The following is a 22,380-nucleotide window of genomic DNA, read 5'->3' on the forward strand; positions in this document are numbered from 1 at the left end:
AATTGCGCGCCATTTCATGTCCAAGGCCGGCCGCATAAATGGGGTCTCTGCTCCGTCTGCCCATTCAATCCACTTCGGGGCTGACATAACCGCTTTCAAGAGGGGTTCGGAAAGGATGGAGTTGCTGCAAGGCGGCCTGAAGCTCAGGCAGTTACAGGTCTTCCGCGAAGTGCTGCGGACCGGTTCTACAAGGCGGGCGGCGATGGCCCTCGGGATAAGCCAGCCTGCGGTCAGCCAGCATGTGAAGCAGCTCGAGGCAACACTTGGCATCAGACTCTTCAAAAGGTCCTCGAACCGTATCGTTCCGTTGCAGGAAGCCTGGGAACTGCTGCGAAACGTTGATCTCGCCATAACGTCCCTGGATCGACTGGAATCGTCGATCTTCGCGATGAAGAACGATGAAAAGCAGCGGATTGCCATTGCCGCGCCCTCCGTCTTCGGTTTCGTGACCCTGCCCAAAGTTGTGGCGATCATTCACTCGCAGACCGCGTCCAATGTCCGATCGATTTCGGGAAGCTACGATCAGATCGGGGAGCACATACTTGCCGGGCGGGCGGATCTCGGGATCTCAAGGCTGCCCCTCGATCCGCGCCTGTTTGAATGGGCGCCGCTGGGCTCGGCACGCAACGTATGCATCTTTCATCCCGATCATCGTTTCGCAAGGCAGGCGCGCATCGAGGCCCAGGACCTCGCAGGCGAAACAATCGTCGATATCGATCCTCAATTTGCCGCCCATCAAATGAACTTCAATGCCTTGCGCTTCGCCGGCGTCGAACCAGACATACTGGTGGAATTCGACTGCAACGGTCACGAAGCGGGGTATGTTTCGGCGGGCCTTGGTATCTCCATCACCAACGAGATCATCGCGCGCGAGTATGCGGCGTTTCGCCTGGGCGTAAAACCGGTCGAGCCGTCCGCCATCTATCACTACGTTGCGATCTGGCAGAAGGGCAGGACCTTCACCAACGCATTGAATGTTTCGCTTGAAGCGATCATCTCAGTCTTTGCCGCGATGTCTCCCGAAGCGGCGTCGCGTTCAAAAACAACTTCAGCCTCTGTTCCGGAAACAGTGGCCCCGCTGATGTAGGCGATCCCCTGCTTTGCGTCTTGGCCGGAATCAGATCTTGCGCTCCTGCTTCGCCCTGGCAAAGCCTCGATCCGTCGCAATGAAACGCTCAAGCATTGGCACGATCAGGCGCAGAGGGTCGGCCAATGCCTGACCCGATTCATGCCCGAGTATCTCGGCATATCTGGACAGGTCGCGATGCAGTCGCGCCGGCAATTCGAGCGTGACTTTAACCGGCTTGTCATCGGAAATCGGCCCGAGTTTCAGCTTGGCCATCTCAACCTCCATAGGGTTCGAGAACGAGATCGCGGGTGACGACCACGCGCACGGTAAAGCCCGGCCTTATTGTCAGCGTCGGCGCGATATTGAGCTGGCGCTGAACGATTTGCTGGCCGACCTGGCTGAGGCTGTCGGAGGCACCGCTGCGAAGAGCCCGCAGGATGTCGCTCTCCTGGCCTGAAGAGCCCGCCTCCGCCCCGACACTCAGAATGGTGGTGAGCGCAGCCGCCTTGAACAATTCAGCCCAATGGTAGTCGAGGCCGTCCTCAAGGCCGGCATAGCCTTGGGCATCAGCACCAGGCTGTCGCTCAAGAACGATGGAGCGGCCGTTTGGAAAGATCAGTCTACTCCAGACCAGCAGCACACGGCGCTGGCCGAAGCCGATCCCATTGTCGTACTGGCCAATGACCCGCGTGCCTTGTGGAATCAAAAGCGTCCTTCCGGTCGGACTGTCATAGATGCTCTCCGTCACCTGCGCGGTGATCTGACCGGGCAGATCGGAGCGGATGCCGGTTATGAGTGCGGCGGGGATGACGGCCCCGGCCTGAAGCACAAAGGGCGACGCGGGAGGCATGACATGATCCGGCGCTACGGTGCGCCGATCGGCGGCCGCATTGAGGAAGGCCAGCTGACGATCCTGCGCAGCCGACTGGCCGGGCTGATCGGCAATGTCAGGGCCAGCCATGTTTTGGGAACCTGCTCCTCCAAGCGTTTCGGCCACCGCCGAGGCCGCCCGATCTGTCTGGAAGAAAACACGGGACGTTCGGGCAGCCTCGTCTTCTGCCCGCCGACGTTGCTCAGCCTCGTCGACCGTGGCGGGTGCGATGGTCGGCGGCACCACCGGCTGCCCCTTGTTCTGGGCATCGAGCATCGGCCGACCAAGATCACCTGGCAAAGGCGGCCCAAGAACGGGGCCGGTGTAGTCGCGCGGCAGGCTGGCCAGTCCGTCGGCGGGTTGCCTGTTGGAAGTCGAGTAGAGCTCGTCGCCACGCGGGCCTGTTTCACTCGTCTGAAGCGCGTAGATCAGCGCGCCGCCGACGCCAAGCGATCCGACCAGGCTGATGCCAGCGAGCACCTTGCGCGACAGGCGGGTTACGCGCGGCGGCTCAGCGCGAAGCTGCATGGGTGCAGCACCGGGTTCGTTCTCGTTCACGACTCCTCTCCTCCCCTTTGCCGGAGTGCGCTTGTGTCGCTCGGCGTTGGACTGACGCTTGACGTCCTAGTTACCCTCCTGGTCCCGTCGGTGCGGACGAGCCTGACGGTCTGCTGCCGCTTGCCGCTGCCAAGCCGCAATTCGGCCGCGCCGAAGAGACGGTCGACGATCAGCGTGTTCTGGTAAACGCGGCTGTTGGCGATCTCAGCCTCACCGTCCGGGCCGATGACGAAGATGGGCGGCATCTCGCCTTGCACGATCCCGCGTGGAAACTCGACATAGACGCGCCTGCCGTCGTCATAGACGCTGACCGGCCTCCAAGGCGGCGTGTCGCCTGTAAGGCCGTAGCGGTAATTGCGTGCGCTAACGTCGGGAATAACCGGCGTCGCGGGGATCGGCCGCGATTGTCCGGCCGGCGGCGCGGGATAGGCCCAGGCCACGGCGGGCATATACGGCTTCTCGCCCGATCGCAGCTCGATCATGTAGCTACGCCGGTCGGTGGTGATGACGAGATTGGTGCTGATGTCTGGGCGCGAAGGCTTGACCAGCACATGAACGCGCCGGGTGACCCCCGCTCCGCTTTCAGTGTCGCCGATGATCCAGCGCGCGGTGTCGCCAGCCGCGATCGGACCTTCACCAGTCAGGCTTTCGCCAGGCTCGAGCGCAATGTCCGTTATCTGTCCGGGGGCGGCATAGACCTGATAAAGTGCTCCGTCACTCCAAGGGTATATCTGAATGGCGTTGTAATAGCCTTCTCGCCGTGGCTGGACCCGCGCGGCCGCGTTGGCGTTCTCGATGCGTGCCGCCGGGGTGCCACCGGCCGCGCCACCATGTGCCGGGACCCAGCCCGGTGGAACGTGTAACGATTTGGGCTTCTCATCGGGAGTGGCAGCCGGAGCAGCTGGCAAAGGCGGCACGGAGGCATCGTAGCGGATCTGCGGCGGTTTCTGAGATGTGGCGCAGCCGCCGAGGACGGAACCAGAAAGCAACACCGCAACAAGGGCGGACCACCCAGACGGACATGTTGCGACACCATGCAAAGGTCCATTCATTGGTTCATCTCCCGCGACCAGTTGATGGCGTTGACGTAGATGCCAAGCGGATTTGCCCGAAGCCGGTCGACGTCGCGAGGCGGCTGGATCACGGTTGTCAGGATGGCGGTCCATCGTTCGGTGGTGGAGAGCTGTCCGTTTTCATAGTGGCGCTCCGCCCAGGCGACGCGAAAGGAATCCGCAGAGGCGCGAATGACCGACGAGACATCGACCGAGACTTGCTGCTTGCCGACCCTCGAGAAGGGGTCATTGATGCGGGCATACTCGTTGAGCGCCGCGGCCCCCTCGTCAGTGGTCCACTCATAAGCGCGCAGCCAGTTTTGGCGCACGACAATTGGATCGGCCGGGATTGAGCGGACCTGTTCGATGAAGCGGGCGAGATGCCAGGCCACTTGCGGGTCGGTCGGCTTATAGTCCGAATTGGCGGGCGCGAGTGCCTGCGCCTGTCCGAGCGTGTCGACCTGCACCACCCAAGGGACTACGGTCCCTCGCAATAACTGCGACACAAGCGCGGCGGCCATGCCGGCCGATAGGATCAGCGATCCGAAGGCCATATAGCGCCAGTTTCTGGCCTGCACGCGAGCCGCGCCGATGCGTTCGTCCCAGACCTGCGCGGCCTTCTGGTACGGAGTCTCGGGTTGAGGTGTCTTGCCGTAATGGACGGCCGGCCGTCGAAAAATGTTCATGGGGTCAATTGCCTTCGGAGAGAGAAACGGAACTGCCGCTGCCGTGGGCATCGCCAGCGCGGACGGCGTGGGCCGCGGTCTGCACGCCGTGCGACAGGCGCTGGGACCGCTGCATGCGTTTGGCCCAGTCAGGGGTATTGTGTGCCGGCTCGCCCAGCCCGGCGGCGCGGGAGACGGAAGGGCCGCTTGCGCGTTCGGCATTGCCTGCGACCGTTCCCGCTGTCGCGGTTTCACCGATCCCCGCCGTGGCGGACCGTGGACCAGCGGCGGAGGTCGATTGGACAGATTCACTGGCACGTGCGGCGGCACGCCTGAGCGGCGAGTCATTTTGCGAAACACCTGCGCTTGCGAGGCCGCCCAAGCCGGAAATGGCAGCCGTGGCACCACCTTGGCCAGACAGGCCTGCATGCGAGCCGCCGCCACGCGCGGTGGAGGTCCCTGCGGACAAAGCTGCCGACCCGCCGCGTGCCGCCAGGCTTGCGGCGGCGCCGGTGGCAAGCACCATGCCGCCTGCTGCGAGACCTGTGCCGACGGCGGCACCCGCACCGAGCTGCGGCCCGCCGGAGACGATGCCGTTGGCAATGCCCGGGCCGAAGATGCCGAGACCGAGGAGTGACAAGGCAGCCAGCACGATCGCCATGGCCTGATCGATGGTGGGGTTTTCGCCACCAAAGCCTTGAGTGAACTCGCCGAACAGCGTCGAGCCGATCCCGATCACCACAGCCAGCACCAGCACCTTGATGCCCGACGAGATGACGTTGCCGAGCACGCGCTCGGCCATGAAGGCTGTCTTGCCGAAGAGGCCGAAGGGGATCAGCACAAATCCGGCGAGCGTCGACAGCTTGAATTCGATCAGCGTGACGAAGAGCTGCACCGCGAGGATGAAGAAGGCGAGCAGGACCAGCGCCCAGGCAAACAGCAGACAGACGATCTGGATGAAATTTTCGAAGAAGGAGACCCAGCCCATCAGACCGGAGATGGATTCAAGCAACGGTCGTCCTGCGTCGAGCCCGGTTTGTGCCACTTTGCCGGGTCGCAGCAGATCCTGAGCCGAAAACCCTGTGCCACTCGCCTTCAGGCCAAGACCGGAGAAGCTCTCGAAGACGATGCGGGCAAGGCTGTTCCAGTTGGAAATCAGGTAGGCGAAGACGCCAACGAACAGCGTCTTCTTGACGAGGCGCGCCAGGATGTCGTCATCGGCCCCCCAGCTCCAGAAGAGAGCGGCGAGCGTCACGTCGATTACGATCAAGGTGGTGGCGATGAAGGCGACCTCGCCGCCAAGCAGGCCGAAACCGCTGTCGATATAGCGGGTGAAAGTACCAAGGAATTGGTCGATGATGCCGGTGCTGCCCATGCCTATCGCGCCTCCGGCTTAGTCGGCGCTGGCGACTGCGGCGTGAGCGGCTCGGAGGTCAAGCTCCCAGATCGTGCCTTGAACCCGAGGAAGCGATCGCGCTGCTCTGCCCACAAGCGCATGCAATCGTTGTCACGCAAGGCAGCCTCCCCGAGCCCCTGGCAGTGGCGAAGACTCTTACGCAGTGGATCCGGCGCCTTCAGTGCCGGCACGGCAGCTGCCGTGCCGACGGACTTTCCTGCTTCCGGGTCACCTCCAGCGCGGTCGCCGTTACGGCGAGCGTGACGAAGATGACGGCGACGATGCGCGCCACAATCTTGCCGTCCATGGTCCCAAGCCTCAGCGGTTGAACATCTGGGCATTGCCGGCCTGGTAGCCGGAGCCTGGGGTCAGGAAGCGGCGGCGCTGTTCGCGACCCTGTTCGGCGGCCGCGGCACGTTCCGCATCGGTCAATGCCTGAGCGCGGCCGTTGGCGGCGACAACGGCCGTGAGGTCGGCGAGCTGCTGGGCCTGCAGCGCGAGGAGTTGGTTACCTGCTTGCGCCGCCTGCAGCGCTCCTGTCGCGGATTGGCTTGAACTGACCAGGGCCGCCATTTGCGTGCGATTGGTCTCGATGTTTCCGACGACGCCTGCCTGGACGCGCATCGCATCCTGAAGACCGCCAACCGTGTTGCGCCAGCGCGAGCGCGCATCGGCAACGAGCGCCTCATCCGAGGCCGAGAGCGAGACGCTGCCGTATTTCTGCTGGAACATCTGGTCGACCTTCTGGACGTTGAAGGCGATGTTCTGCGCCTGGTTGAGTAGCTGCTGAGTGCGCTGCACCGACTGCTGCAATTGCTGAAGCGATGAGAACGGCAAGCTTGCGAGGTTGCGGCCCTGGTTGATCAGCATCTGCGCCTGATTTTGCAACGAAGTGATCTGGTTGGTGATCTGCTGGAGCGATCTAGCTGCCGTCAGCACATTCTGCGTGTAGTTCGATGGATCAAACACGATCAAGGCATGCGCTGGAGTCGCCACCAACGGCGCGACCATCAGCGGCGACGCAACCATGACGGCGGCAAACAGAAGGGCGCGCGAGCGATAAAGACAGGTGTTCATGATCGAGGTTCCTTTTCGGCTCCGGGGATGAGGTTTGGAATGAGATCGGCGGCCCAGCCAACGTTTCGCGCACGCAACCAAGCGGCGAGAAAGTCGTCGCGACCGTATTCGGCATCGATGCTGGCGATGAGGGCCTGGTCCGTCTTGGACGACGCGGCGCAGAGCGCGAGGCCGATCTCGGACAGGCCAAGTTCGAAGAGGCGGTTGCCGCGCCGGGACTGGCAGTAATAGTCGCGCTTGGGTGTCGCGCGTGCCAGGATTTCTATCTGGCGGTCGTTGAGTCCGAAGCGGCGATAGATGGCCGTGATCTGCGGCTCGATCGCGCGCTCGTTCGGCAACAGCAGCCGGGTTGGGCAGCTCTCGATGATCGCAGGTGCGATTGCCGAATTGTCGATATCGGACAAGGACTGGGTCGCAAAGACAACGCTGGCATTCTTCTTGCGCAGCGTCTTCAGCCACTCGCGCAGCTGGCCCGCGAAGCCCTCATCATCGAGCGCCAGCCAACCTTCGTCGATGATGAGCAGCGTCGGCCGTCCGTCGAGGCGGTCACCGATGCGATGGAACAGATAAGACAGCACGGCTGGCGCGGCTCCCGTGCCGATCAGGCCCTCGATTTCGAACGCCTGGACGGATGCCGCGCCAAGATGTTCGGTTTCCGCGTCGAGCAGTCGGCCATAGGGGCCACCAATGCAGTATGAGCGCAGAGCCTGCTTTAAGGCCCTCGCCTGCAACAGCACGCTCAGGCCGGTGATGGTACGCTCGGCGATCGGCGCCGAGGCAAGCGATGTCAGCGCGGTCCAGATATGCTCCTTGGCATCGGGGGTAATGGGAACGGCTTCGCGCGCCAGGATCGCAACAATCCAGTCAGCCGCCCAGGCGCGCTCATAGGTATCGTGGATGCGGGCGAGCGGCTGCAGGGAGACGGAGGCCTGCGCGCCTTCGGTGAGCCCCCCACCGAGATCGTGCCAGTCACCGCCCATGGCCAGTGTCGCGGCGCGGATCGAGCCGCCAAAGTCGAAGGTGAAGACCTGGCTTTGCGGGTAGCGGCGGAACTGCAAGGCCATCAGCGCGAGCAGCACGGACTTGCCGGCGCCGGTGGGGCCGACCACCAAAGTGTGGCCGACGTCGCCGACGTGCAGAGACAACCGGAACGGGGTCGAGCCTTCGGTCTTGCCATAGAGCAAGGGCGGGCCACCGAAATGCTCGTCCCGTTCCGGCCCCGCCCACATGGCAGAGAGGGGAATCATGTGGGCGAGATTGAGCGTCGACAGGGGCGGCTGGCGGACGTTGGCGTAGGCATGTCCAGGCAATGAGCCCAACCAGGCGTCGACGGCGTTGACAGTTTCGACCACGGCCGTGAAGTCGCGACCCTGGATGACCTTTTCGGCAAGCCGCAGTTTCTCGTCGGCTGCTCGCGGATCGGCATCCCAGACCACGATGGTGGCGGTCACATAGGCCATGCCCGACATATCGGCGCCGAGTTCCTGCAAGGCCATGTCGGCGTCGGCAGCCTTGTTGGAGGCGTCCGTGTCCATAAGCACGGACGCCTCGTTGGTCATGACCTCCTTCAGCATCGCTGCGATGCTCTTGCGCTTGGCGAACCATTGCCGCCGGATCTTGGTCAGCAGCTTCGCGGCGTCGACCTTGTCGAGAAGGATGGCGCGTGTGGTCCACCGATACGGAAAAGCCAGTCGGTTGAGATCGTCGAGCAGGCCTGGGGTCGTCACGGTCGGAAAGCCGACAATGGTCAGCACCCGAAGATGCTGGTCACCGAGGCGTGGTTCGAGCCCACCTGTCAGGGGCGTGTCCGCGAGCAGTGCATCGAGATAGACCGGACACTCCGGGATGCGCACGCGATGACGCTTCGTTGAAACGGTCGAATGCAGATATGTCAGCGTCTGGCTGTCGTCGAGCCAATGGCATTCCGGCATGAAGCCATCGAGCAGCTGGAGCACGCGCTCGCTGCGGTCGACAAAGGCGCGCAGGACTTCCTGCGAATCCACGCCGGACTGTTCGCGCCCCTCGTAAAGCCACCCTTCCGTGCGCGCTGCTTCCTCGGCAGGCGGCAAATAAACGAGGGTGAGGAAGTAGCTCGATACGAAATGGATGCCGCCCTCCTCGAAGTCGGCCTTGCGCTCAGCATCGACCAGACCTGACGCCGGATCCGGAAACTGGCTTTCGGGATAGGTTGCCGCCTCGTGCCGTTGAGCCTCGACGAAGATGCACCAGCCCGAGCCAAGGCGACGGAAGGCGTTGTTGATGCGCGAGGCGACCGCGACCAGTTCGGCCGCGACGGCGGAGTCGAGATCAGGCCCGCGAAACTTCGCAGTCCGCTGCAAGCTGCCATCCTTGTTGAGCACGACGCCCTGTGCGACAAGGGCAGCCCAGGGTAGATAGTCGGCGAGGCGGCTGGCGCTGCGGCGAAATTCGGCAAGATTCATCATCGCGGCGTCCTCAAACCGACAGGTGACCGGGCATGCGCAGATGCCGGCGGCCAACTTCGAAAAAGAGTGGATCGCGTCTGGCGGCCCATACCGCAGTGGCGTGGCCAAGCGCCCAGATGACGAGACCGACCAGCCAGAGGCGCAGGCCGAGGCCGACCGCGCCGGCGAGGGTGCCGTTCAGGATCGCAATGGAGCGCGGTGCGCCCCCGAGCAGAATGTGCTCGGTTAGCGCCTTGTGCACGGGCACGGCCCATCCCGGAATTGCGTCGAGCTGTTCGAAAGCGGTTGCCATCAGATCAATGCTCCGCCGCCAAACGAGAAGAACGACAGGAAGAAGCTGGACGCCGCGAAGGCGATCGACAAACCAAAGACAATCTGGATCAACCGCCGAAAACCGCCCGAAGTATCGCCGAAGGCAAGCGTGAGGCCCGTCACGATGATGATGATGACGGCTATGATCTTGGAGACAGGACCCTCGATTGATTGCAGGATCTTTTCGAGTGGCTGTTCCCACGGCATCGATGAGCCAGACGCATGGGCGGCCGGAGCGACGATGACACTGATGGCTAGGGTTGTGGCGGTGGCAACGGCATTGCGGTAGGCGCGTGAAATGACGGCGGTCATGAATTGTCTCCTGTGACGGTAGGTTCGGCTTGAATGATGCGATAATCGCCGTCGGGGCCGAGACCCTCGACGCGTGCGAGTTCGGCAAGCCGCCGGGCTGAGCCGCGTCCGGCGAGCACCGCGATGAGGTCGATGGTTTCGGCAATCAGCGCGCGGGGTACGGTGATGACGGCTTCCTGGATGAGTTGCTCGAGACGGCGTAGCGCACCAAGGGCGGAACCGGCATGGATGGTGCCGATGCCGCCGGGGTGGCCTGTGCCCCAAGCCTTGAGCAGGTCGAGAGCCTCCGGGCCGCGGACTTCGCCGATCGGGATGCGATCGGGCCGCAGGCGCAGCGACGAGCGAACGAGGTCCGAGAGCGTGGCGACACCGTCCTTGGTCCGCATGGCGACAAGGTTAGGGGCCGCGCATTGCAGTTCGCGCGTGTCCTCGATGATGACGACGCGATCAGATCCTTTAGCGACCTCGGCGAGCAAGGCGTTGGTGAGCGTCGTCTTGCCCGTGGATGTTCCGCCGGCAACGATGATGTTGGCACGGCTGGCGACGGCGGCGCGCAACGTTGCTGCCTGTTCCGTCGTCATGATGCCTGCCGCCACGTAGTGCGTGAGCGTGAAGACGGCGACGGCAGGTTTCCGGATTGCGAAGGCTGGCGCGGCGACGACGGGCGGCAGCAGCCCTTCGAACCGCTCTCCAGTTTCTGGTAACTCCGCCGACACGCGTGGCGAGCGGCCGTGCACTTCCGCGCCGACATGATGGGCGACCAGTCGCACAATGCGCTCGCCGTCGGCGACTGAGATCATCTCGTCAGTCTCGGCCAGGCCTTCCGCGAACCGATCGACCCAGATCCGGCCGTCCGGATTCAACATCACTTCGACGATTTTGGGATCGTCCAGGAATTGGCCGATGGCAGGCCCTAGCGCCGTTCGCAGCATACGCGAGCTGCGCGCTCGTCCTTCGGTCTCGTTGTGCGAAGCAGCCATTTTGTCCCCGTTTCGGTCGGGAACAATTCAGACGGTCCCCGGTCGGGGATGATTAAGAGAGTGGTATTTTGCGCCGCTGCAACAAGTATATCGGCGCGTCGTAGTATGGCGTGTAAATACAGGAGAACGGCGGGCTGCCCTTGCCTCATTCGGCAACGACCCGGTGATCGTCCTAGGGAATCGCAGGTGCCGATGTGCGATGGGCGAAAGCAGCATGGCCGAGGTCTGGAAGCAGTTGGACAAAGTCGGACCAACCGCGATCGCTTCAACCATAATGGCTGTAAGGCCGCTGTGAGGTCATCCATCCTGACATGAATGCGCGAACCGTTGTGTTACGGTGCCATGGTGCTTAGGAGACCTGATCTAGCCTGCCCGGATGGAAGAGGAGGTTCGCCACGATCAACCGCCGCGTCCTGCTCACCCGTTCGGGCAGCGCCGTCTTGGCCTCGACTGTTGGGACAAAGGCCCTCGCCGCAGACCCGCCACGTGGGGACAGAGAGCCGTCCAACCAGCTGGGAGCGCTGATTGAGGCGCACAAGAAAGCATACACAGCCTTCGGCAAGGCCGTCCGCGAAACGGGCGGCAACAGCCAGGATCGTGACAGAGCTAGCCGAACGGAGGAAACGGCGCTGCTGGCTATCTGTGCCTATGCTGCAGTCAGGGAAAGCGATCGCTTGTCCAAAGCCGGATATCTTCTAGAGATCGAGGCGCGTGGTGAGCTTGACCTGCCTGAGCATGTGCAGGCTCTTCTCCGCTCGACGATGTGGAACGGATAGGGAAGCCTGGGGCGACTAGATCACTCGAAGAGCGCCGGCTGACGTCGTTTCGGAGCGTTTCCTGCACGAGTTCGCAGCTGACCTTCTGGCCTCATTTGAGGTCCCTCAAGCCGGCGCGGTCGACGGCTGACGACTCCTCTCTCGCATTTGAATACCTGCACCAGCGCTGGCGAGAGGCGGCAGGGCGAATGCCAAACGCTAAGACTGCGTTGCAACGTCGTCACCGGGATTCATGTCTTCGGAAATCTCGTGCACCAGTTTCGGTCCCTTCGCCAGGCGCCTGCCCAGGGCCGTGACGAAGGAATCGTACCGTTCGGCGGCCTTGGCGCGCGCAGCCTGCGCGGCGGGCTCCGGCAAGGCCGGCGTTGTCGCGAGCCAGAAGCGGACGAACACGGCCAGGGTCTCGACTGCGATGCCGATATCGCGTTCCTGCCGTGCCAGGCGCCGATCGACCTGGTCGAGGCGTTTGGCAATTGCCGCCTCGCGACGCTCATCAGCATCCGGCGAGAGGAACGAGGCGATCGCGGCCTCCGCGATCATGGATTGGGGCTGATCGCGCCGCGCCGCATAGTCGCCAAGCATCGCCATGATCCTCTGGTCGAGATAGACGGAGATCTGCACTTTCCTTTTGCGAGCCGTCATGCGCTTACAGCTCCATTCCATCATCGGGGTCGAGTGAGACCTGCCGCGCCATGCCCTGCATGAGCCGGGCCAGGCGTCGATTGCGGATGGCATCATCGTCCCCGTCGTCGGCGGGCTCGATCTCGAACTCATTGTCGATTGAGACTGCTTTTTCCACGGCCCCTGCCCGCTCGAGCTCGGGTTGCAGGCGTCGCACTGATTCCGATGGATCCCCATCGCTGTTTCCGCTCACAGCGGAAGCATCGGCGAGCTCAGGTCGGGTCGATGGCGGCAGCTGGCTCCAGTCGCCACGATCGGTTGCTGCAGTCCTATCCAACTCTGGCGTCGGCAGGATGCGCTCGCGAAAGCGCGCATCTTCGTAGTAGCGCACCTTCTTCGCCCTGATTGGCGGCGCCCCCGCCACCATCACGATCTCATCGGCTGGCGGAAGCTGCATGATCTCGCCGGGGGTGAGGAGCTGGCGTGCGGTCTCCTGGCGCGACACCATGAGATGTCCGAGCCAGGGCGAGAGCCGATGGCCGGCATAGTTCTTCATTGCACGCATCTCGGTTGCCGTGCCGAGCGCGTCCGAGACCCGCTTGGCGGTCCTTTCATCGTTGGTGGCGAAGCTGACGCGCACGTGACAGTTGTCGAGGATGGAGTTGTTTGGACCGTAAGCCTTCTCGATCTGATTGAGCGACTGCGCGATGAGAAAGCCCTTCAGTCCATACCCGGCCATGAAGGCAAGCGCGCTCTCGAAGAAGTCGAGGCGGCCAAGGGCGGGAAACTCGTCCAGCATCAACAGCAGCCGGTGGCGGTTTGACTTTGTGTGGAGATCCTCAGTGAGACGACGGCCGATCTGATTGAGGATAAGGCGAATGAGCGGTTTGGTGCGACTGATGTCCGAAGGCGGAACGACGAGATACAGCGTTGCCGGTCGCTTCCCGCCGACGATGTCGGCGATGCGCCAGTCGCAATGGCGGGTCGCCTCGGCGACGACCGGATCGCGATAGAGACCGAGGAAGGACATCGCTGTGGAAAGGACGCCTGAGCGTTCGTTGTCGGATTTGTTGAGCAGTTCGCGCGCCGCACTGGCGATGACCGGATGCGGGCCAGCCCCTCCGAGATGCGCGGTCTTCATCATGGTCGCAAGCGTCGATTCGATCGGGCGCTTTGGATCGGAGAGGAAGGCGGCGACGCCGGCGAGCGTCTTGTCCTGCTCTGCATAGAGAACATGGAGGATCGCTCCGACCAGCAGCGCGTGACTTGTCTTTTCCCAATGATTGCGCTTCTCCAGGCTGCCTTCCGGGTCGACCAGAATGTCGGCGATGTTCTGGGCGTCTCGGACCTCCCATTCGCCGCGGCGGACTTCCAGAAGCGGGTTGTAGGCGGACGATTGCGAGTTGGTCGGATCGAAGAGCAGCACGCGGCCGTGCAGAGCGCGGAAGCCGGCGGTGAGTTGCCAGTTTTCTCCCTTGATGTCGTGAACGATTGCCGAGCCCGGCCAGGCAAGCAGGGAGGGCACCACCAGGCCGACGCCTTTCCCCGATCGGGTTGGGGCGAAGCACAGCACATGCTCAGGACCATCGTGGCGCAGATAGTGGCGGTCATAGCGACCCAGCACCACCCCATCGCTGCCGAGGAGACCCGCAGCCTCCACCTCCCGCCGGTCGGCCCAGCGCGCCGAGCCATAGGTCTGCACGTTCTTGACTTCGCGCGCCCGCCACACCGACATGCCGATCGCGACGATGATCGAAAGGAACCCGCCGGACACGGCAATCAAGCCGCCCTCCAGGAAGATATCCGGAGCGTAGGCGTCATAAAAATACCACCACCACAACAGCGCCGGTGGATAATAGACCGGCAGCCCGCCGACATCGAACCAGGGCGGGCCAAGCTGCGCCTGGAACCCAAGCTTCCATGCGGTCCATTGCGTCGCAGCCCATACTGTTAGCAGGACGATCAGGAAAACAGTGAGGATCTGACCCCAGAGGATTTTGGTGGCCGACATCGCTTGATCCTTTCTTTAACTATCACAGGCCGAGAGCCCGCTTGCGGCCAAAGCTCCACTCGACCCCTCCACCATCGCGGGCAACGCCGGAGACATGTTGGCCGAGATGCTTTTCGAGAGAGGGTGTCCAGGGAACCAGCTGGAAACCGAGTCCATCATCGATCATGGCGAAGCGGCCGGAGGCGAGCGTGAAACGTTGGCGATAGGTGCCGGCCACATAGCCACCGCCTGTAACTGGGTTGAAGGGCTTCCCTGTGTCGATCGCGAGCTTGTCGCCGATCGTCTCCAGTTCCTTGCGGCGGAGCGTGTCGAGCAGGTTACTCGTGAAGACGACCCGCCTTCCCTGCCGCTCTGCCAGCCCCCGACTGACAAGGTGTTCGGCGCGCCGGGTCAAGGCATCGCGGACCTCGGCACCGAAACCGGTCTCGGCTAGGGCCACAGGCTCGCGAGCGATGGCCTGGCGGTCGAGCCAAGTCGCACCTGACGCAACAATTTGTTCATCGACGGCAAAATCGGAGCGCACGGCGAGCGCTGCCCGACGCAGGCCGCGCGCATCATCGAAATGGCGCAGCTCGACGATGGATCCCGGCGCGCTGTCGCCAGCAGATTCCAGGTCGGACAGTTTGATGTGATGGGTGCGTCCGTCGACTCCGTCAACCACGGCATAGGCTGTGCCGATCAGCTCGTCGTCGAGCCCACGGTCGACCAGCCGGCCGACAACGGGCGTGTCGAGGCGTTCTGCTGCCAGGACGTAACTGGCCGGACCGCGCTCGATGTGTTGCGCGCTGAGCGCGCGGTGCATGCGCTTGATGATGTCGCCGCGCTCTCCGAGTTCGCGCAATGTCGTCTCGGCCTTGTCGTCGATCAGCCATTGGCCGGGGCCAAGCTGATCGGCGAGACCGAGTGTTTCAAGCTTGCGCAGGCGGCCGACCTTCATCGCATGGAAAGCGTCCGGTTGCCTGTCGGCCTGTGGGGCAAGATCGATGAAGCCGGTGTGGCGGGCATCGCGAGCGAGTTGGCGGTCAAGTTGCGTCCACCGCTCGGACTCGACCTGACGTTCGAGCGCGCGGCGGATATCGAGATCAGTGCGCAGCCCCAATTCCTGGGTGATGAGGTCGCGCGCCCGGTCGCGCATCCCTTGCCTAATGTAATCCCGCGAGATGACCAGATCCTGGCCATCGTCACGAACCCCACGCACGATCAGGTGGACATGCGGATGCGCGGTGTTCCAGTGATCGACCCCAACCCATTCGAGCCGCGTGGCAAGATCCTTCTCCATCTGCCCGACAAGATCGCGGGCAAAGGACTTGAGGTCCGTCATGTCGAGAGCGTCGTCGGGCGAAACGATGAAGCGGAAATGGTGCCGATCCTCCGCGGTGCGCGCGGCGAAGGCCGCAGCATCTGCATCTTCCGTCCTCGGCCCAAACAGCCGACCCTTCTCCCCGTCCCGGGTTACCCCCTCGCGTCGCAGGTAGCCGAGGTGTGCGCCAAGCACGCCAGCGCGCACGGAATGGCGGACAACGCGAGCTTTGACCACCGCGCCGCGCGACCGCGATGTGATGAAGCGATTGGCTTGGATGCTCGCACGCTGACCGTGACCAAAACGGGAGCGGTTGCTGGACACAATCCTGCCCGAGCGCGAGATGCCGCCGCCGGCCTTTTTCGCCGCGGCTAGCGCCTGGGCGATGAACGGCCTGGCCTGCTGGGCGCGCGTCGAGCGCATCCGGCCAGGGCGGATGCGGAACTCGCGCTCATTGTCCATGGCGATATTCCGCAACGTTGAAAAGAGCAGGCAAATACAATGATTTGATGTTGCCGCACACATTGCCCCGAATGTGGACAATGTGCACAAGGCGCCAGAAGATCGAGCAGAAACAACTACCCAACCGAGGCGCAATGTGCGCGCTTTTATCTTGCCATCGCTCGGTTGTGTGCGCGGTCTCCAGCCCTGGCGCCCGCCATGGCGCGCTAGAGTCCGCATCAGCACCAAAGATGGTGTACCGGTTCATGGCTCAGCCCTCTCGCCCGCTTGCGTCACGAACAGGCCGGCCGACCGAGGTGCGGCATTGGATGTGGCCGAGTCTTCGACCGTCCGGGAATCTGCTGCAGGCTTTCCTGCCGGCAGCAGGGCGAAAAGCGGTGCTGTCCTCCATCCTGATGACTTAGGGCGCGCCGGGCCAGTCGCTGTCGTAGCAGTGTCGCTGCCAATGGCGGACGCGACGGCTGTCACATAGGCGTGCGTTTCCCGCGGCAGAGGCCGACCCTGCAATGATGCCTCATAGCGCCCCGGGCCTGCATTGTAGGCAGCAATCCACCCGGGCGATCCATAGCGATCCAGGAGTTCGCGGATGTAAGCGGATCCCGCGACGATGTTGTCGCGCGCATCGTATGGATTGCTGCCGAGCCGATATCGAACCCGCAGTTCGGCCCAGGTTGCCGGTACGATCTGCATCAGGCCCATGGCGCCTTTTGGCGAGGTGGCGCGTTGGTCGCCAGCACTTTCCGCGCAAAGGACCGCACGGATCCAGGCGGGCGGAAGCCTAAAACGCCTCGCCGCGTCCGCGATATGGGCCTCGTAGTTGCGCGCCGCCGGCGTGCCGGCTGTGGCACTCTTCGCCACTGCAATCGTAGTACCGGCGGATAGCACGCAGAGCCCGGCAAGCAGGACGAGCGCGTTGGGCCAACCGACGCGAAGCAATGCTGAAGGGTCTAGATGGTTCGTCGACCGACGGCGCGCGGACATCACTCAATCCTTCTCTGCGCGGTCACGCGGACGCGACCACATCAATGCCCAGGAGGTTTTGTCCTCGCCGTCCTGAAACAGGTTGGCGCGAATGGGCTGCGCGAAGGTCGGGTCGTCAATTTGCAGCGACACGAACTCACCGGCCTTTTCGCCGGAGCGTTTCCAACCGGCGCCGATCGCAGGGCCGTCTTCGCCGCCGGCGTGCACGCGATAGTCGGGCGCGTTTTCGACGTCGCTCGCTTCGGCCTCGACGATTGCGATGTCGAGGTCGAGTCTGAGCGTACGGATGCGCCCGCAGTAGCCAGTCTGATTGCGCGTGAATTGTCCGATCTGTGGCATGTACTTTGTCCTTTCGAGGATGTTCGGCGGTGATGTCGGGGACGACCTGAAAGGGCCGTCGGTGGCGCGCTCACCGCGCTCGCGCGCGCCATTAAAAGCGGCCGTCGCCTTGCTCGTCGGTCCACAGCGGGACCGCGCGGCCGATGATGTGGTCGGTGGAAACGAGGCCGAAGTAGCGGCCGTCGAGGCTGTCGCGGACCTGCCGGTTCATCAGGAACACAGACGCAGCCGGAACAGAGTGACAGCCTTGCCAACTTGGCAGATCACGGCCGGCGCGATCTCGCTCAAGCGCGGCGCCAACGTCACGGCCGTCGACGGAGATAGCGAGCTTGATCCGGCATACTGTCTGACCAGAAACTGCAAGGATGCGTTTGAGCAGCAGCACGCCTTTCGGCAGATAGGCCCGCTCGGCAAGGAACTCTGCCAGCGGTTCAGGCGGACGTACGGCGACAAGGTCGCCAACCGAAAACTTGCCGCCCCCGTCGATTCGGTAGAAGCCGATCGGCACGCTGGGTGACGCGTTCCAGATAAACCTGGGCGCTGGTGCCGTGAGACCTGGGAGGAACACGCCGGCGCTGGCCAGCGCCATTGCCAGGATGATTGTCGACCGCCTCATGGCCGCACCCTTTTCCGAAGGAGGTAGGCGCAATGCAGATCAAGCGTGTAGGCGCGCGGCTCTTGCCCGGCCGTCATCCGGTGGTGGACGTGCCGCCAGTGATCGGGCGAGACCGTTTCCGGATCGATCCCGAGACGCTCGACGGCGTCAATCATCTGCAGCACCTGTTCGACGCTCGGCCAACCTTGCATCGTCAGCAGGATGTCGCCGCCGGGTCGCACGAAAGGCAGCGTCTGGCAGGCTTGGCCGGGTGCAACGGCATGCACGATATCGAGACGGGAGATGATCGTGCCGAAGTCGTTCGATGCCCATCGCACGAAGGCAAAAATGGCGCCGGGGCGAAACCAAAGGACACGCCGGCGCCGGTCGAGGATCTGCTCTCGATCGACGGACCCGAAGCGGATCCAGAACTCGATTTTCTTCGCGATCCATGTCAGTTCGACACGGGTGAGGCTGCCGTTCTGCAACGCGTCGCCCGCAGACCCGGTCGAATCCAGGGCCGTGGTATCGGTCATTGTGTGGTCCTGCTCTTTTTGGGAATCAGCCTGATGACGACAAGCAATTGTCCATTGCGCGATCGGCCGCACTGTCTGCGCGGTCCCGCAAATCACCGTCCGGGCCGTCCGGTGAGGATCGCAGGCATCGGCAAATGGCGCTTAGCGGGAAGGACTGAGCCGCGTGGGTCCGAAGTCGAGATCACAGCCCCGCGCTCGGCCCACGCCTGCAGGTCGTCAAGGGCATAGACGACGCGGCCACCGAGTTTGCGATAGGCGGGACCGGTGCCATAGGTGCGATGCTTTTCGAGCGTACGCGATGACAGGCTGAGGAATTCGGCTGCTTCCTTGGTGCGAAGAAAGCGCGGCGGCAAAACGGCTAGATCTGATCGCATGGATGGGCCTCCGTGGGGCTAATGGGAACCGCTGGCGTTCAGCGGCGGATGACGATCACGGTGGCGGAAAGCGGGCTTCGCAGGGGATGGGGAAGATTGGGGGGCGTGATATTTCCACCCCGGGCTAGTGTCGTGTGCGGTGGCGCAGGAGTTGCAGATAGCCTCCGCCGATCATGGCGGCACTGCCTTTGACGAGACCAATGACGGCGTCACGCAGGGATGACGTCTTCCACGGATTGGCGCCTACACGCTCAATTCCGTAACAGGCGGTCGCAATGTCGCGATAGCTGGCGCCGTTCGTGCGGCCATCGGCCGCCTGCATCATCAAGCGCAGGCGACGACGCTGCTGAACGGTTACGCGCGTGTCTGGCGGCACAGGTCGCCGGTGATAGGCCCGCCAGAAACGGACGAGAGCCTCGACGCGTCCCAGCGTTTGAGAATCCAGCGGGATCACCGCCGCCAGCGAATGGTCGCCCTCGCTGCCGGGAAGGAGCAGAATCTGGGTGGCTATCCCGTTGTCATGAATAGCGTGAAATCCCTGCGGGCTCTCACGATGCCTTTCGACTCCGCTGAGCGTCGCGGGGCCGATCGGCAGGCAGTCGGGTGATGACATGAGAGCCAACACCGCGGGATCCACCAGAGGCGACCACAAGACGTCTTGCGCCAGGGCCGAAAGGTCGGGCCGTGCCGGGAAATCGCAACCCCCAGCGTTTCTGGGCCTCAGCGGGAAATGGCTCCCTTTCCGTTCTCGAATGAACAAGGCCCAGGTAGGCGCGATGATAGGCATCTGAGCGGCGTAGACATTCCCAAGCGAGCCCTTCGATTGGCAAGCTGTCGAAGAAGTCGTAGCTGTTGTTGTCCCGCCAACGCGACGTGTTCGGCTTCATCGTGCATCTCCTCGCGAAAGGCCAAGTCGTGCTCGAATCGATTCCGGACTCTGGTGGTTGGCGAAACGTCACGGGGAGGCATCGGGTGATGCCTTTTCAGCATCACCGGCCGGCAATGCTCGCTAATCGTCAGTCTGACGCAGAAGGTATCGGTAGCCCGTACGCGTCATCCATCGTGCTCGAGCGAGATGGCTGTCATAGACGCTCCGGGCACGTTGCGAGTCCTTGGTCGGATCAATCCCGAAGAGCACCTTGACCACCTCGCGCCAATCGGCGCCGTCAGCGTCAGCGTCGAACAGACGCATGTAGAGCTTCACATGGCTGCGATCGTAGTCGGTGAGTTCATCGCCAGTCGGCGCGGTCTCCTCAAATGGCTCAATCATGGCTGCCCTCCCCCGGCAAACGGCCGAGATTCAAGTCCGAATCCTATAGGTCTGGTTTCGCCGGCACAGGAGGCTCGTAGTGCATCACGCGATGCTGTCTCGGCATCGCCCCCGATGAGCCAGCCAAGGCTGCTTCAAAATGGGAGCCCGCCCGATCGGGTCGGGCGGGCTTCTCGGGCGCCCTATTCGGCGTTGCGGCGGCTCGGACGGGACCAGATCAGGCTGTGGCCCTCGCCCTCCTCGTCATCGAAGAGGTTGGCGAAGATCGGGGCGTTGAAACTCGGATCGTCGAGCTTGAGGCCGAGATAATTGCGACCTTCGTTGGACTGCTTGGCCCAGGCGGCGCCGATCTCGGCTCGGCCGACGAAGACCCGGTGGCTGGGGGCGTTGTCGCCGTTGGCGCGGGTTTCGGGAACGATGCGAACGCCGCGGGCCTGGACGCTGAGGGTGACGATGTCGCCCGTAAACTCGTTGTTGCCGGACTTCTTGAAGGTGCCGATGGTAGCCATGATAGTTCTCCTTGATCCTGTTTGTTTCGAGCCACACCATTGTGGTCTCGATGGTGATCGAAAGGTCGGAGGCGATCGCCGGCGCACCCAGGGGCCGAAGCGAAGCGGAGGACGGTGCGGGAGAGACTTTGTTGTACCGCGAGGAATGACGGCGAAGCCGGCAGGGGAAAAAAGTCGCGACGTGCCGTTGCGTCACAGGCGATCGAGGCAAAGCCGTCTTTCGACCAGAAACACCAATCGAAGAGACCGCTATCGGTGTGATTGTGACAACAGGCGGGTAAGGAGATATGGCTGCCGGGATCCGACTTCTTGGAGGAGAACGACGTGACGCTCGATCAGTGCCAAAGGCCTATGCTGCCAGCACTGCTGATCGCATTTCCCTGTGACAAGCCGCGCTCCTAGCCCTCGATGCCATCCTGTCGTCGGATGGGATCGAGGTGGCGGACATGGGTCGGGCCGGCGCGGGCAAGTTGTTGACCGACTGAACGCTGCGATGAGGCAGCGCACCCCGATTAAGCTGGAGCAACTCCAACCGGGCGAAAGGGCTGAAGCTTGCCTACAGGACACTGCTTCCAGGAGTTTGCCTCACGCCGCGGGTTGCAGGGCCGCCCTCAGCAGCATGCCGAACAGGTCGCGTGGCTCGTCGGGATCGGCTAAGAGGTCGCGCACGCCCGGTTCGGCGGCGCGGCGGGCGAGCCCCGACACGGTCCCGGCCGAGATCGAATGATCCCCGCCGAGGAAATCGGCATGGCGTCCGCACTCGCCGCGCAGGCGGCCTCGATGTCCAGGCGGATATCTCGAGCAGCGCCTTCAGCGCCAGGTTTTCATGGACGATGCGCCTTACCGGAATTGCCTGGACGGTGCCCATATCCTCAACAGCGTGGCCAAGATCTGACAGCGTCTCAGCAAGCCCCGCGGTTCTCAGGGCGCTCGCGGCAGCGTGTCTGATCTCGCCGATCTCGGCCTCTCGCACGCCACGGTCAGGGCGCTTATGGAGCGGCTGGAACGGTCCGGCGACATCATCGGCCACACGGTGGTGCTGCGCGCCGACGCAGGTCGATCAGCGCATGCGCGGTATCATGCTCATTGAGATTGAGCGCCATGCCGCCGCCCGCGTGGTCCTGGCACTGGGCGGCTTCCGGAAGTCTCGACCATCCATACCACCAATTATCGATGAGATCTGGTGGTTGAACTCGGCACGGCCTCGCTGACCGATTTCGATGCCGTGCTGCGCCGCATACGCTGCTAGCCGGCATAACGGGCAGCGAAACGCGCCTGCTCCTGGCCACGCAGCGCACGACGCGGGCACGAAGACCTAGCTGTTGCGGGAAGGCGCTGATTTTGGCGTTCTTCATAGGCGGCCGGGTTGTTCATCTTCCCGGTCGCTCGGCCTGTAGCAGCCCCGCCAGATTTGGCCAGTGACATGGAGGTGCGGAGCAATTCGTCGAGGCACGTCTGAGTTTGACGTCGCCTCGCTTGTCGGTGCGTCCCAGGCGGGTTCATTCAGCATAGGGGTCGATTTCGCCGGCGATCTCCGAGATGTCTCCGTCGTAGTCGTCGATTGGCGCTACGGAGAGTGTGCCGTCCCCTGCGCGGAAGATGACGATGCTGACCATCAGGCTGGTGGCGAGGCTGAACGCCAAGGCGTTTGCTTCTGCGAGGGACATCTTTTCGGCTCCTGTTTGGAAGCGGGGATCGATCCCCGCGTGACAGGCGCCCGATGTGTCCGGCCGAGGGCCACAATCACCGGAGAGGCGAAGCCGAAGCGGCGGCACGCCTTGCGTAGTCCGACCCTTTACGGGTTGATGGCATCAGGTCCTCGGACCGGACCAAGGAATTGCGCTGATGAACGCGAGGATCGGTTCGTGCT

At 63.3% G+C, this 22,380-nt stretch carries 25 protein-coding genes and 3 pseudogenes; 3 read left to right on the plus strand and 25 right to left on the minus strand.

Annotated features, from left to right (window positions below):
* The first annotated feature begins 115 nt into the window (after positions 1-115).
* Entirely contained in the window at positions 116-1,087 is a 972-nt protein-coding gene (locus NKJ13_RS24035) for a LysR family transcriptional regulator (RefSeq protein WP_352778626.1), read from the plus strand.
* A gap of 30 nt (positions 1,088-1,117) precedes the next feature.
* Here the strand turns inward: NKJ13_RS24035 and NKJ13_RS24040 are convergent, their stop codons facing one another.
* From NKJ13_RS24040 to trbB, 11 genes and pseudogenes are all read right to left on the minus strand, one after another.
* A complete protein-coding gene (locus tag NKJ13_RS24040) occupies positions 1,118-1,342 on the minus strand; it encodes a DUF2274 domain-containing protein (RefSeq protein ID WP_352778627.1) in 225 nt (74 codons plus the stop codon).
* A gap of 1 nt (position 1,343) precedes the next feature.
* The gene (locus NKJ13_RS24045) at positions 1,344-2,498 is read right to left on the minus strand and encodes a TraB/TrbI/VirB10 family type IV secretion system protein (protein ID WP_352778629.1); all 1,155 of its coding nucleotides are present in this window, start codon (positions 2,496-2,498) and stop codon (positions 1,344-1,346) included.
* A complete protein-coding gene (trbG, locus tag NKJ13_RS24050; RefSeq protein ID WP_352778631.1) occupies positions 2,495-3,550 on the minus strand; it encodes a P-type conjugative transfer protein TrbG in 1,056 nt (351 codons plus the stop codon). The genes NKJ13_RS24045 and trbG overlap by 4 nt, the downstream gene beginning before the upstream one ends.
* Positions 3,547-4,236, minus strand: a complete 690-nt coding sequence (trbF, locus tag NKJ13_RS24055) for a conjugal transfer protein TrbF (protein ID WP_352778633.1) — start codon at positions 4,234-4,236, stop codon at positions 3,547-3,549. The genes trbG and trbF overlap by 4 nt, the downstream gene beginning before the upstream one ends.
* Before the next feature lie 4 nt (positions 4,237-4,240).
* Positions 4,241-5,590 carry a P-type conjugative transfer protein TrbL gene (gene trbL, locus NKJ13_RS24060; RefSeq protein WP_352778635.1) on the minus strand — a complete coding sequence of 450 codons (1,350 nt, stop codon included), beginning with the start codon at positions 5,588-5,590 and terminating at the stop codon, positions 4,241-4,243.
* A gap of 2 nt (positions 5,591-5,592) precedes the next feature.
* Positions 5,593-5,918, minus strand: a pseudogene (trbK-alt, locus tag NKJ13_RS24065) (putative entry exclusion protein TrbK-alt).
* A gap of 11 nt (positions 5,919-5,929) precedes the next feature.
* Complete coding sequence (trbJ, locus tag NKJ13_RS24070; RefSeq protein ID WP_352778637.1) at positions 5,930-6,688, minus strand: P-type conjugative transfer protein TrbJ; 759 nt, start codon at positions 6,686-6,688, stop codon at positions 5,930-5,932.
* A complete protein-coding gene (trbE, locus tag NKJ13_RS24075) occupies positions 6,685-9,132 on the minus strand; it encodes a conjugal transfer protein TrbE (RefSeq protein ID WP_352778639.1) in 2,448 nt (815 codons plus the stop codon). The genes trbJ and trbE overlap by 4 nt, the downstream gene beginning before the upstream one ends.
* Before the next feature lie 10 nt (positions 9,133-9,142).
* Positions 9,143-9,424, minus strand: a complete 282-nt coding sequence (locus NKJ13_RS24080) for a VirB3 family type IV secretion system protein (protein ID WP_352479122.1) — start codon at positions 9,422-9,424, stop codon at positions 9,143-9,145.
* Entirely contained in the window at positions 9,424-9,756 is a 333-nt protein-coding gene (locus tag NKJ13_RS24085; RefSeq protein ID WP_352479121.1) for a TrbC/VirB2 family type IV secretion system protein, read from the minus strand. The genes NKJ13_RS24080 and NKJ13_RS24085 overlap by 1 nt, the downstream gene beginning before the upstream one ends.
* Positions 9,753-10,736, minus strand: coding sequence for a P-type conjugative transfer ATPase TrbB (gene trbB / locus NKJ13_RS24090; protein WP_352778641.1), 984 nt, complete (start codon positions 10,734-10,736; stop codon positions 9,753-9,755). The genes NKJ13_RS24085 and trbB overlap by 4 nt, the downstream gene beginning before the upstream one ends.
* 440 nt (positions 10,737-11,176) lie before the next feature.
* Between trbB and NKJ13_RS24095 the strand changes: the two genes are divergently transcribed.
* A complete protein-coding gene (locus NKJ13_RS24095; RefSeq protein WP_352778643.1) occupies positions 11,177-11,512 on the plus strand; it encodes a hypothetical protein in 336 nt (111 codons plus the stop codon).
* Positions 11,513-11,710: 198 nt separating this feature from the next.
* Here the strand turns inward: NKJ13_RS24095 and NKJ13_RS24100 are convergent, their stop codons facing one another.
* From NKJ13_RS24100 to NKJ13_RS24160, 13 genes and pseudogenes are all read right to left on the minus strand, one after another.
* Positions 11,711-12,154: a CopG family transcriptional regulator gene (locus NKJ13_RS24100; protein ID WP_352778646.1), complete on the minus strand. Its 444-nt coding sequence runs from the start codon at positions 12,152-12,154 to the stop codon at positions 11,711-11,713.
* Positions 12,155-12,158: 4 nt separating this feature from the next.
* Positions 12,159-14,144 (minus strand): conjugal transfer protein TraG, encoded by a 1,986-nt coding sequence (locus tag NKJ13_RS24105; protein ID WP_352778647.1) that lies wholly within the window; start codon positions 14,142-14,144, stop codon positions 12,159-12,161.
* A 22-nt stretch (positions 14,145-14,166) separates the two neighbouring features.
* Positions 14,167-15,906, minus strand: coding sequence for a relaxase/mobilization nuclease domain-containing protein (locus tag NKJ13_RS24110; RefSeq protein ID WP_352778649.1), 1,740 nt, complete (start codon positions 15,904-15,906; stop codon positions 14,167-14,169).
* A gap of 243 nt (positions 15,907-16,149) precedes the next feature.
* On the minus strand, positions 16,150-16,887 hold the full coding sequence (locus tag NKJ13_RS24115; RefSeq protein ID WP_352778686.1) for a lytic transglycosylase domain-containing protein: 738 nt from the start codon (positions 16,885-16,887) through the stop codon (positions 16,150-16,152).
* Positions 16,888-16,890: 3 nt separating this feature from the next.
* Complete coding sequence (locus NKJ13_RS24120) at positions 16,891-17,226, minus strand: DUF736 domain-containing protein (RefSeq protein WP_352479115.1); 336 nt, start codon at positions 17,224-17,226, stop codon at positions 16,891-16,893.
* Between the two features lie 91 nt (positions 17,227-17,317).
* Positions 17,318-17,842: a S26 family signal peptidase gene (locus tag NKJ13_RS24125; protein WP_352778651.1), complete on the minus strand. Its 525-nt coding sequence runs from the start codon at positions 17,840-17,842 to the stop codon at positions 17,318-17,320.
* On the minus strand, positions 17,839-18,357 hold the full coding sequence (locus NKJ13_RS24130) for a DUF2840 domain-containing protein (RefSeq protein WP_352778688.1): 519 nt from the start codon (positions 18,355-18,357) through the stop codon (positions 17,839-17,841). Before NKJ13_RS24130 ends, NKJ13_RS24125 begins: the two co-directional genes overlap by 4 nt.
* Before the next feature lie 92 nt (positions 18,358-18,449).
* Positions 18,450-18,731 (minus strand): helix-turn-helix transcriptional regulator, encoded by a 282-nt coding sequence (locus NKJ13_RS24135; protein ID WP_352479114.1) that lies wholly within the window; start codon positions 18,729-18,731, stop codon positions 18,450-18,452.
* A gap of 124 nt (positions 18,732-18,855) precedes the next feature.
* Complete coding sequence (locus tag NKJ13_RS24140; RefSeq protein ID WP_352648042.1) at positions 18,856-19,344, minus strand: DUF2285 domain-containing protein; 489 nt, start codon at positions 19,342-19,344, stop codon at positions 18,856-18,858.
* Positions 19,280-19,618, minus strand: a complete 339-nt coding sequence (locus NKJ13_RS24145; RefSeq protein WP_352648040.1) for a transcriptional regulator domain-containing protein — start codon at positions 19,616-19,618, stop codon at positions 19,280-19,282. Before NKJ13_RS24145 ends, NKJ13_RS24140 begins: the two co-directional genes overlap by 65 nt.
* A gap of 122 nt (positions 19,619-19,740) precedes the next feature.
* On the minus strand, positions 19,741-20,001 hold the full coding sequence (locus NKJ13_RS24150; protein ID WP_352648038.1) for a DNA -binding domain-containing protein: 261 nt from the start codon (positions 19,999-20,001) through the stop codon (positions 19,741-19,743).
* Between the two features lie 182 nt (positions 20,002-20,183).
* Complete coding sequence (locus NKJ13_RS24155; protein ID WP_352479110.1) at positions 20,184-20,510, minus strand: DUF736 domain-containing protein; 327 nt, start codon at positions 20,508-20,510, stop codon at positions 20,184-20,186.
* A 669-nt stretch (positions 20,511-21,179) separates the two neighbouring features.
* A pseudogene (locus NKJ13_RS24160) lies at positions 21,180-21,483 on the minus strand (arginase family protein); the annotation flags it as partial.
* Here NKJ13_RS24160 and NKJ13_RS24165 point away from each other — a divergent pair.
* A pseudogene (locus NKJ13_RS24165) lies at positions 21,451-21,821 on the plus strand (Lrp/AsnC family transcriptional regulator); the annotation flags it as partial. The pseudogenes NKJ13_RS24160 and NKJ13_RS24165 overlap by 33 nt on opposite strands.
* 188 nt (positions 21,822-22,009) lie before the next feature.
* On the opposite strand, the gene NKJ13_RS24170 reads toward NKJ13_RS24165, so the two are convergent.
* Positions 22,010-22,177 carry a hypothetical protein gene (locus tag NKJ13_RS24170; RefSeq protein ID WP_352648036.1) on the minus strand — a complete coding sequence of 56 codons (168 nt, stop codon included), beginning with the start codon at positions 22,175-22,177 and terminating at the stop codon, positions 22,010-22,012.
* Between the last annotated feature and the right edge of the window lie 203 nt (positions 22,178-22,380).

The organism is Mesorhizobium sp. M0174 (assembly GCF_040322275.1).
Lineage (GTDB): Bacteria > Pseudomonadota > Alphaproteobacteria > Rhizobiales > Rhizobiaceae > Mesorhizobium.